At 70.9% G+C, this 10,222-nt stretch carries 9 protein-coding genes; 5 read left to right on the top strand and 4 right to left on the bottom strand.

Annotated features, from left to right (window positions below):
- Positions 1–231: 231 nt before the first annotated feature.
- Entirely contained in the window at positions 232–1,236 is a 1,005-nt protein-coding gene (locus tag ACWF94_RS22590) for a transketolase family protein (protein ID WP_453491230.1), read from the bottom strand.
- Positions 1,229–2,071: a 1-deoxy-D-xylulose-5-phosphate synthase N-terminal domain-containing protein gene (locus ACWF94_RS22585; protein WP_453491228.1), complete on the bottom strand. Its 843-nt coding sequence runs from the start codon at positions 2,069–2,071 to the stop codon at positions 1,229–1,231. The genes ACWF94_RS22590 and ACWF94_RS22585 overlap by 8 nt, the downstream gene beginning before the upstream one ends.
- Before the next feature lie 358 nt (positions 2,072–2,429).
- On the opposite strand from ACWF94_RS22585, the gene ACWF94_RS22580 reads away from it, so the two are divergent.
- Positions 2,430–3,287, top strand: a complete 858-nt coding sequence (locus tag ACWF94_RS22580) for an enoyl-CoA hydratase/isomerase family protein (RefSeq protein WP_453491225.1) — start codon at positions 2,430–2,432, stop codon at positions 3,285–3,287.
- A gap of 188 nt (positions 3,288–3,475) precedes the next feature.
- Here ACWF94_RS22580 and ACWF94_RS22575 read toward each other — a convergent pair whose 3' ends face one another.
- Positions 3,476–4,243 carry a FadR/GntR family transcriptional regulator gene (locus ACWF94_RS22575; protein ID WP_453491222.1) on the bottom strand — a complete coding sequence of 256 codons (768 nt, stop codon included), beginning with the start codon at positions 4,241–4,243 and terminating at the stop codon, positions 3,476–3,478.
- Between the two features lie 575 nt (positions 4,244–4,818).
- Here ACWF94_RS22575 and ACWF94_RS22570 point away from each other — a divergent pair.
- From ACWF94_RS22570 to ACWF94_RS22555, 4 genes are read left to right on the top strand one after another with little or no spacing between them, the layout of a single operon-like run.
- Entirely contained in the window at positions 4,819–7,188 is a 2,370-nt protein-coding gene (locus tag ACWF94_RS22570; protein ID WP_453491219.1) for a hypothetical protein, read from the top strand.
- Positions 7,185–8,330 carry a hypothetical protein gene (locus ACWF94_RS22565; RefSeq protein ID WP_453491216.1) on the top strand — a complete coding sequence of 382 codons (1,146 nt, stop codon included), beginning with the start codon at positions 7,185–7,187 and terminating at the stop codon, positions 8,328–8,330. The genes ACWF94_RS22570 and ACWF94_RS22565 overlap by 4 nt, the downstream gene beginning before the upstream one ends.
- A 17-nt stretch (positions 8,331–8,347) precedes the next feature.
- Positions 8,348–9,301, top strand: a complete 954-nt coding sequence (locus tag ACWF94_RS22560) for a hypothetical protein (RefSeq protein ID WP_453491213.1) — start codon at positions 8,348–8,350, stop codon at positions 9,299–9,301.
- Positions 9,302–9,357: 56 nt separating this feature from the next.
- Positions 9,358–9,759, top strand: a complete 402-nt coding sequence (locus ACWF94_RS22555; protein ID WP_453491210.1) for a hypothetical protein — start codon at positions 9,358–9,360, stop codon at positions 9,757–9,759.
- Between the two features lie 7 nt (positions 9,760–9,766).
- On the opposite strand, the gene ACWF94_RS22550 is transcribed toward ACWF94_RS22555, so the two are convergent.
- Positions 9,767–10,222 (bottom strand): hypothetical protein (locus ACWF94_RS22550; RefSeq protein ID WP_453491207.1); only part of this gene is annotated, 456 nt, incomplete at its 5' end.

Below are 10,222 nucleotides of genomic sequence, written 5' to 3'. Positions count from 1 at the left end.
AGCCGGCACTGGGACCGGGGGAAGGAACTGCTCGATCAGGCGGTGGCCGACTTCCGGGACCAGGGCGACGCATGGGGCACCGCGGTGGCCCTGTACAACCGGGCCTGGCTGGAGCAGAACCGGGGCAGCTCTCCCCGGCACGAGACCGACGGCTACAGCTAGGTGGAGCGCCTCGCCGAACGCTGCTCGGGACTGGCCGCCCGTCGTGAGGGCCGGCCCCGGCCGGCGGGGTCAGACCGGTGAGTACTCCCCGCTCTCGCCGGCGGTGACGGCGGCCGTCGGAGCCTCGCCCGGCTGGTCGAGGGCCGCCCAGGCGACATCGATCAGATGCTGGGTCGACAGTCCGTACTTGTCGAAGAGATACGGGGCCGTCAGCGCACCCTCGGCGAAGGTGTCCCGGAGGCCCACGCGGTACAGCCGCCGCCCGATGCCCGCCTCCGCGACGGCCTCGGCGACCGCGGACCCCAGACCTCCGGTGACCAGGTGGTTCTCGGCGGTGATGACCACCCGGGCCCCGGCCGCCACCTGCCGTACGGTCTCCGAGTCAAGAGGTTTGACCGTCGTCACGTTCACCACGGAGACCGAGACCCCGGCGGGCTCCAGCGCGCTCGCGGCGGCCAGGGCGGCCGGGAGCATCATGCCGCTGGCGAACAGGGCGATATCGCTTCCGTGGGTGAGGACCTCCGCGCGCTTGAGCGAGAGGACATGGCCGTCCTCGAAGACGGCGGGGATCTCGCCGCGCTTCAGCCGTACGTAGACCGGGCCCGGGAGATCGACGACGGCCGCGGCCAGCTGCGACACCTCGGACGCGTCCGCCACGTCGATCACGGTCATGTTCGGCAGGGTCCGCATGAGCGCCATATCGTCGATGGCCTGATGGCTGGGCCCGCCCGGGGTGGAGACGCCGGGCATGAAGCCGATGATCCGCACGGGCAGGGCGGGGTAGGCGATGGCATTGGCGATCTGGTCGTAGGGGCGGCGGGTCGCGAACACGCCGAAGGTGTGGACGAAGGGGATATGGCCGGAGCGCGCCAGTGTGCCGGCCATGCCCATCATGTTCGCCTCGGCCATTCCGGCGTGGACGAACCGCTCGGGGAACTCCTCCTGGAAGAGGTCGATCTCGCACTGGCGGGTCAGATCCCCGCTCAGGCACAGGACCTCCGGGCGGGTGCGCGCCAGCTCCAGCAGCGCGGTTCCGTACGGCTTCAGCCGGGTGGTGTAGGGCGGCTCATGCACGGTGGGCCTCCAGCTTGCGGGTCAGCTCGCCGACCGCCAGGGAGGCCAGTTCGGGCGGCAGCTTGATGAAGTGGCCGTCGGTGTCCGGCGGCAGGCAGTCCAGGCCGTGTCCGGTGGAGGTGCGGCAGACGACCACGCTCGGGCGCGTGGTCTCCTCGGCGGCGGCCTGCAGTGCCGCCTGGACGGCGCCGACGTCGTGGCCGTCCACGTCCGCCGCGTGCCAGCCGAAGGAGGACCACTTCCCGGCGATGGGCTCCAGGGTGGTGATGGTGTCGACCGGTCCGTCGACCTGGGAGTTGTTGGCGTCCAGGAGCACCGTGAGGCCCGCCAGCGCGTGGTGCGCGGCGAACATCGCCGCCTCCCACACCTGTCCTTCCTCCAACTCGCCGTCGCTGACCATCGCGTACGTACGGGTGTCGTGCCCGCGCAACCGGTCGGAGAGCGCGTAGCCGACCGCACCCGACAGGCCCTGGCCGAGGGAGCCGCAGGTGTAGTCGGCCACCGGCGAGCGTTCGGTGCCGATGGCCTCGATCGCGGAGCCGTTCTTGCCGTACCCGTCGATCGCGGACTCATCCAGCAGCCCGAGTGCCACCGCCGCCGCGAACGGGGCGATGACATAGTGGCCGGGCGAGCAGACGAGACGGTCCCTTCCCGGCTGTGCGGTCGCGAAGAGCGCGGCGACCTGTTCGGCGGCGGACAGCGCCTGCCCGAGATAGCCGAGGCCCTGGGGAGCCACCATCCGCACGGCGTTCAGCCGGATCCTGAGCGCCAGTTCCGCCGGGTCGGTGACCGTCCATCGGGTACCCGGATCGGAGATCCGTTGTGCAGTGGGCATCAGCATCGGCGGCGATCCCTCCTCAGTCCTTAGTGGCTCAGCCACATTAGGTTTGGCTCCGAGGCGTGTCAACGATGTGCGCAGCGGTGGTACGCGCCGGGTCGCAGTCCTCCGCTTGCGGGGTGTGGCCGCGCCTCCCGCCGTCGTACTCCCCACTGCTCCGCAGCCGGCGCGTGGGGAGCGGGCGGCCGGGGGCCCAACCTCCCGGCCTTGATCGAGATCTTGACCTGCTCATGGGGGAGCGGTTAGCTTTCGGAAGTGGCTAGGCCACTAACCGGATGTTTCCAGCCCATGACCGCAGCCGCCGGGAATCCTCCCGTCGTTTCCCATGAATCCGATCAGCCGCCGAGGGGGCACCGTGTCGTTGCAAGAATTCATCCCCACCCCGAGATTCGACGACTACAAGGAGCAGTTCCGGGACTTCTTCCTCCTTGAGCGAACCGACGGTGTCATCGTGGCCCGGGCACACACACTCGATGGGCCCATCCAGCTGAGCGTCCAGAACCATCGCGCGCTCGGCCAGCTGCTCAAGACCATCGGGGCCGACCCCGAGAACGAGGTCCTCATCCTCACGGGGTCCGGCGAAGAGTTCATGATGGACGCCGACCCGGAGGGCTTCGCCCTGGAGGACGAGGACATGCCGCACTGGGCGTACGAATACGCCTACAAGGACGGCCGGATCAATGTCAGCTCCCTGATCAACGACCTCGAAATCCCCACCATCGGAATCTTCAACGGCCCGGGATTCCACTCCGAGATCGTCCTCATGTGCGACATCACGCTGTGCGCGGACGACGCGACGGTGTTCGATCTCCACTTCGACATCGGCTCGGTGCCCGGCGACGGCATCCACAGCTGTTTCCAGGAACTCCTCGGTGTGAAGCGCGCCGCCTACGCGCTGCTCACCGGAGAGGCGATCTCCGCCCGGCAGGCGCTGGAGTGGGGAATGGTGAACGAGGTGCTCCCGCGCGGCGAACTGCTGGATCGCGCCAAGGCCATCGCCGCGCACATCATGGGCCAGCCGCGCATCACCCGTCGGCTGACCACGCAGATCGTCCGCCGCCCCTGGCGCCGGCGTATCACCGACGATCTCGACGGCGGCTTCGGCATCCAGATGTTCGGCCATGTGGTCAAGCAGAAGGCGATCCACAGCAAGGGACACATCGCCGAGACCGTGGACTACGTCCGGAAGGGGCGCAGGAACAACTTCGACTGAGCGTTCCGGCTACCGCCACGGGAGCGTTCGACCGGGCGTCCCCGGGCGCGATCCGGGGAGCGGGGGAGCAGGCGACCGTACCGATGCGGAATTCGGTACGGTCGCGGGCGTTTTCGGAGCCGCCTCGGGCACTCCCGCAGCGGTTGGGGCGCCGGGGTGGCGGCGGCTGCGGTGGCGGGCCGGCCGGCTCACCCGCTGGTCCGCAGATGCCGCATCATCACCTCGTGGTGATGGCGCACCGTGTACAGCGCCCGGTCGACGTCCCGCTGCCGCACCGCCCGCAGGATCGGTTCGTGGATCGCGGTCAGGGCGGCGATCCGGTCCGGCTCCAGCCAGCGGGGCACTGTGCCGTTGTCGATCCAGGTGCGGTACTCGTAGTTGATCAGAGCGGTGTGTGCGCTGTGGAACATCGACACGAGATAGGCGTTGTGGGACGCGCTGATCAGCGTCTCGTGGAAATACGTGTCGGCGCTCATCCAGCTCGCCGTGTCACCCGCGCTCTGCTCCAGCCGCCGCAGGGCACGCTCGGCCTCCGCGAGTTCCTCCGGTGTCGCCCGCTCGATCGCCCGGACGATCCCCGTCGACTCCAGCGAGAGCCGCAGTTCGGCGAGCGCGTCGACGGAATCGGGGTCCACATCGAGCATCAGGCTCATCGACGTGGCCAGACTGACCTCGGGGCGCAGCCGCACATACGCCCCGGAGCCCCGGCGCGACTCCACGAGTCCCTTGACCACCAGGACACGGATGGCCTGGCTGACCGTCGCCCGGCTGGTGGACAGCAGGGTCGCCAGGTCCCGCTCCGACGGCAGCCGCGACCCGTCGGCGACCTCCTGCGAGAGGATCAGCCGCTGGATCCGCGTCGCGATCTCCTCCGCCGCACCCTCGGGCCGCAGGCGCCCGAGGTCCTGGAGGGCACTCCACGGGCCGCCGAACGGAACTTCCTTCGTCCGTGCCATGGGATTCCCTCCACCGGTCGATGGGTGCCGACAGGTACGGCGCGCACCGCCGGGCGGCCGGCGGCGCGGCGCCGGTATCCGCCGGATGCCGGGCACCCGCCCGTACGGACGCACACCGCACACCGCACACGGCGGTCGGCGGACGAACCCGCCGGCACCCGCACCGGTCCGCGCCCCTGGTTCACCCGTACGCTACCCCAGCGTCGCTGGTCGAAGGGGTGCACCACCCGGCCGCGGGCTCCCCTGTCCTCGGGGAGTGGCGTACCGCCACCGCCGTGCCGCCCGGCGCCCGGGCACGACACGGCGCACGGGTCCTGGCGGTGCGCACCGTCGCGGACGGCCAGGCCGTGCTCGCGCCGTCATCACCTCCCCGCGACCCGGATTCCCGGTGTCCCTGGGGCGGCCGTTGTGCCGGTGCCGGTGCGGACCTGGTGTGGCCGCTCCGTTTCAGGCGGTAATCGCGGAAGTCCGGGCGAAATCACGTTCGCACCGGTACGTTGCCTGCCAGATGGGGAGTGGTGCCCCGTTCCCGTACGCACGGGGACGGATGATGCCACGGTGCGACTGGGGGGCGGATGTCGGAAATTTCGACGGCGATCGATGTGCTGCTGCGGGCGAGGCTGCGGCAGCTACCCGAGGTGAGAGACGAGAGCACGCGCTGGCGCGCACTCGGCGAGCACCTCGACGAGCTGGACGGCGCGCTCGCCGACCTGAGGGCGCACACCACCATGGACGCCGAACTGGCGGCGGCCCTGACACTTCCGCAGCTGCCGGAGACCCGGCTGGCCGTGGCCAAGGCGGCGGAGTCGTTCGAGGTGATCGCCTCCCGCTTCGCCCGGACAACGGTCAACATCGGGGTGAGCGGCGCGGCGCGGATGGGCAAGAGCACCCTGCTGCAGTCGGTCTCGGGCCTGAACGACAACCAGATCCCGACCGGGCACGGCATCCCGGTCACCGCGGTGCGCAGCCGGATCTTCCACTCACCCGCGATGCGCCGGGCCGAGCTGGAGATGCACAGCCCGGAGAGCTTCCTCACCGAGGTGATCCTCCCGCTGCACACGGCGCTCGAACTCTCGCCCGTGCCCCGCACGATCGCCGAGTTCGGCGGCCGGGTCTACCCGGACGTCCTGCCGGACACCCGGGACCGGGTGCTGCTGACCCGGCTGCGTGAACTGCACAGCGCCCTGGGCACCTACGAGCCGCTGCTGACCGGCGGGGTCAAGACGGTGCCGCTGGAGGAGGTGCGGCCGTATGTGGCCTATCCGACCCATGAGGAGATCACCGAGGCGGCCGGGCGGGTCGGGCGGGCCTACGCCGCGGTGCGCGAGGCCCGGATCGAGTGCGCCTTCCCGCACGAGCACATGGCCAGGATCGGCATCGTGGACCTGCCCGGCCTGGGCGAAGTGGCCGCCGACGCCGACCGGCGCCATGTGGCGGGTCTGCGCAATGAGGTCGACGCGGTACTGGTGGTCAAGCGGTCGTCCGACACCTCCTCGTTCTTCGACGAGACGGACACCGCCGGGCTCAGCCTGCTCGACGAGGTGCGGGGCCTTGTCCGCAGCACCGGGGAGTTCGCCTATCTGGTGCACAACGTCGACCCGGAGAAGCCCGCGCTCGCGGAGAACCTCCGCGGCGACCTGCTGCGAAACCTCAACGGGGGCGAGCCGGACCGCTTCTTCACCGTCTTCGAGACCGACGTACGCGACCCCGGGCGGGTCGGCCGGGAAGTCCTCGCCCCGCTGCTGAAGCGGATGGCGCAGGGGCTGCCGGTGATGGACGCCGAGGTGCTCGCCGGCACCCGGACCCAGGCTTCGGCCGTACGGGACCGTACCGGACTGCTGCTCACCGATCTGCGGCGGGCACTCGGCCAGGTGGCACGGCGGGCCGGAGTGCCGGAGGAGGTGAACGACGCCAAGGCCGCGCAGCTGCGCAGCGGTATCGCCCGCCGGCTGCGGGGGCTGGTCGCCGAACTGGCGGCGGAGGCACACGGCTCCATGGTGGACCCGGGATTCGGCGAGGCCGTGGCGAAGGCGTACGAGGACGTACTCGACTGGATCAGGGACGGCTTCGGCAAGGGCGCGGACGCATGGCGTGAGGAGGCGCTGAGCTGCATGATCACCGAAGGGCACGCGGCGGCGTTCGCCGGGCCCGAGTTCAGCAGGATCCGGGTCGAGATCAGCCGCCGGTTCGCGGCACTGGACGACTTCTTCACGGCACGGCTCACCGCTGCCTGGGACCGTACGGCCGTGGTGCTGGCGGCCGAGTGCGGGGCGCTGTTCGGGTCCGAAGGGGGCGGCCCGGCCGAGGGCGCCGCAGACTCCGGTTCCGGTTCCGGTTCCGGCTCCGGTCACGCCGCCGACGCGTCGGCCGAACCCTCGCCGGTACCCCCGCCCGCCGTCACGCCCGCCGCCCGGTCCGGACACGATGTCCTCGCCGAACTGGCCGGTCTGTTCGCCCGGTCCTCCCAGCCCTGTCCGGGTCTGGCCAGTGCCGTCGACAGCCTGCTGGACGTACGGCTGGAGTACCGCACCCTGCTCTATCCCCGGGTCCGCCCGGACCTCGCCCCGCTGAACCTCCAGGTCACCCACCCCGACACCGGCGAGCAGATGCAGCAGGTCGCCGTCCCGCTGACCGCGGAGGGCGCCGACGACCTGTACGAGCTGTTCAACGGCCTCGCCGAGCAGGCGGCGTTCCGGATCCAGAAGTCGCTGTCGCAGGAAGCGGCGGTTCCGGCAGCCGTCATCCACGCGCTGGTTGAGCAGTTCGAGGACACCCTGATCCGGTCGGGCACCTCGGTCCAGGAGTTCCGGCGGTTCGTCCGGTCCTATCGCAACGACCTGTGGCCGGCGGAGTTCCAGGGGATCGACGAGGCCAACAGCCGCTTCGCCCGGGTGGTCCGCGTCGTACAGGACATCTCCGGCGTCATCGAGGAGGAGCAGTCGTGACGGACGAGCGCCCGGCCTTCGAATACAAGATCGGCCTGCTGGCCCCCAGCCGCGTGGGCAAGAGCACGCTGATCGCCAGCCTGCTCACGGAGGGCCAGCAGCTGCTGGCCCAGGACTCCTCGGTGCATCTGCTCACCGCGGACCGGCCGACCGCCAACCGGCTGGCCGCCACCTACAACCTGGTCTCCGGGGCGCTCAAGGCCCGGGTCTTCCAGCCGGGTCTGGTGCCCAGCACCAGCGACCCCTCCTGGTTCCGGCTGCTGCTGGAGGCGCGGGGACAGGACCTGCAGATCCGGTTCGACATCCTCGACTATCCGGGCGCCTGGCTGGAGGGGGCCGGTGAAGGCACCGAGGACGAGCGGAAGTGGAACGAGTGCGAGGCGTTCCTCGCCGACAGCTCCGTACTGATCCTGCCGATCGACTCGGTGCTGCTCATGGACGGCGGTGACGACCACGCGCATCTGCTCGCCTCCCATCTGTCCGTGTTCCAGATCAACCAGGCCGTGCTGAGATGGGCGAAGAACCGGCGGGAGCTGTCCGGCGAACCTGCCATGATCGTGTTCTGTCCGGTCAAGTGCGAGACGTATCTCTCGGACAGCGGCAGCCTCCAGGACCACGCGGGCACCCTGCGGGAGAGGGTGGCCGACCAGTTCAGCGATGTGCTCAAAACGGTCAGGGACGCGGCCCCGCACGCGGCGGTCCGCTATCTCCCGATCGACACCTTCGGCTGTGTGGAGCTGGTATCGGCCCGCTGGGTCCAGTCCCAGGCGTCTCCCGGCGGCGAGGTCCTCATGCCCAAGTACCGGGTCCGGCCGCCGGGACAGATCGTCCGGAAGGGGCTGGACGACCTGATCACCCTGCTGTGCCGGCAGCTGGTCGACACCGCGCGGGCGCAGAGCGAGCGGACGACCGCCACGAGGCGGACGACCGCCCGGCACTCCCGCGGCCATGCCGAGGTGCGCGAGGGCTTCTTCCGCGATCTGTGGCTGAACGTCAACGGCGAGCGCGACCGCCGCAGGCGTGCCGCCGACAGCGACGAGCGGCTGTTCGCCGAGTCGCAGCGCACCACCCAGTCGCTCTTCGACGTGCTCACCGCCCTGGCCGGGCGGGAGAACGGGCCACGTCTGCACCATCTGAGCTGATCGCCGAAGGGACTGCTGTGCAGATATATCTCCGTACCCGGGGTGTGCCACGCAAGCTGGACTACGGCTTCCTCGGGCCCGCTCCGGGAAACCGCTGGTGGGACGCGTACTCGGAGCTGACCGCCACCGAACGGCCGTGCCTGCTCGCCGTCTCGTCGAAAGAGCGCTGGCGGATACTGATCAGCGGGGTGCCCTCCACCAGAACCGACTCCGTGGGCACCCTCATCTACTACACCCTGGTTCTGCACGGCTCCCCGGAACCGGGCGGAGGTACGGGGGCCGGGGAGGACCGGCACACGGTGCGGGCGCTCGCCTCCCGCTGGCTCAGCGACGTCGCCGGTCATCCGGAGGGCCGCGGGGTGCTGTCCGAGACCCTGGACGGTCTCTGTTCCGGCCCGGAGGTGGACCGGCTGCTGGCCGCCCATCCGGCGGAACTCGCGGCGGAGCGCGCGGAGCTGACCGCTCGGCTCGCCACCGCGCTGGCATCCCTGGCCCCCGACCCGTACGCCTCCGATCCGTATGCCCCCGACGCGCACGCCCCTGACCCGCCCGCTCCGCCCGCGCCGGACGCCGGGGTCCCCTCCCGCGTACTGCTCGGAGAGCGCTGGATCGCCGGACGGGCGGCGCCGGGCGCGGACGCGGCGTTCGCGGACCGGCTGTCCGCGCTGCTGGCCGGGGAGGCAGGACAGGCACATCTGCTCAACCTGGTGTCGTCCGGGGAGGACATCGAGACCCTGCCCCCGTGGCCCGGGCCTTTGGCCGTCCTAGTGGAGGGCGGCATGGTCGGTGACCCCGCGATGCGGCCCGAGCGGCTTCCGGGGCCGGCCGCGGAGGTCGTCGGCGGCGCCCCAAAAGCACCGGGGCGGGCGGCGCTGCTTCCCGGGATGCCGCCCGCCCTGACCCTGCCGCTCGTACTGCTGGCCCTGCTCGTGACCCTGCTCGTGGTCCTGTTCGCAGGACCCTGGACCTGACCGGGCCGTTTCTGCTGACCGATCACCAGCGGCGCGATTTCAAGCACCCTCTGTGGGTGTCGGTCGAACTCCCTTCGGCGAGCGGACGTCTGGAGTTCCTGGCGGGGGCCACCTACCAGAGGGAGTGGCTGGATCCGTATGTACGACTGGCCTTCCGCTGTGAGTTCCGGGCGGTCGAACCGGGCGGCGGCCGTCCGGTCCTGGCCCTGCTGCTGGCCAGGCTCGCCGTCCGGCCCGCCAGTGCCTGGGGCTTCGAAACGTCCCGCCTGGAGTTCGCGCGCGTCGAGGATCTGGACTTCGCGGTGTCCCTGGGCGGCGAGCGGGTGTACGAGGTGCACGGAGCGAGGCCGATGGAGGACGGCAAGGCACTGATCTTCCGCGACGGCTCGGGCCGCTGGACCACACTGGAGCAGATCGTGCCCCGCCTCAGGCGCGTCGTTTACGACGAGAACCGGTGACGGCGCGTCAGGCCGACGACCCGTGGGTGTCGTCGTCCAGCGCCGCCCGCGCCGCGACGGAGAACTCCTTGAGCCGTGCCCTGGCCGCCATGACATGCGCCCCGTAACGGTCCTTCCAGCCGTCGGTGCCGGCGCCCCGCAGGATGTCCGCGTGCCAGGAGAACAGGGCGGACAGGGCCGAGGTGAGCGCCGCCATCAGCGCTTCCGCCGACCGGTCGACCGCCGCCGGCCCCTCCACCGCCACCGTGGAGGCGGCCCGGCGCACGGCGCTCACCAGGTTCTCCGCCGTCCTCATGTGCTCCATCGCCTCGTCGAGCCGCGCGGGATCGCCGTCGCTCAGCACGGTCCACGCCTGGCGAAAGCCTTCCTCGGCCGTCACCGCCTCGGTGATCAGCGCGCTGTACGCGGTCCGCCGGACCTCGCGGCGCCACCGGAGGTACTCGAAGCGGGCCTGTGACCGCAC

This window comes from Streptomyces sp. NPDC055078, from assembly GCF_053607985.1.
This window is presented reverse-complemented; position numbering and strand designations above follow the sequence as displayed.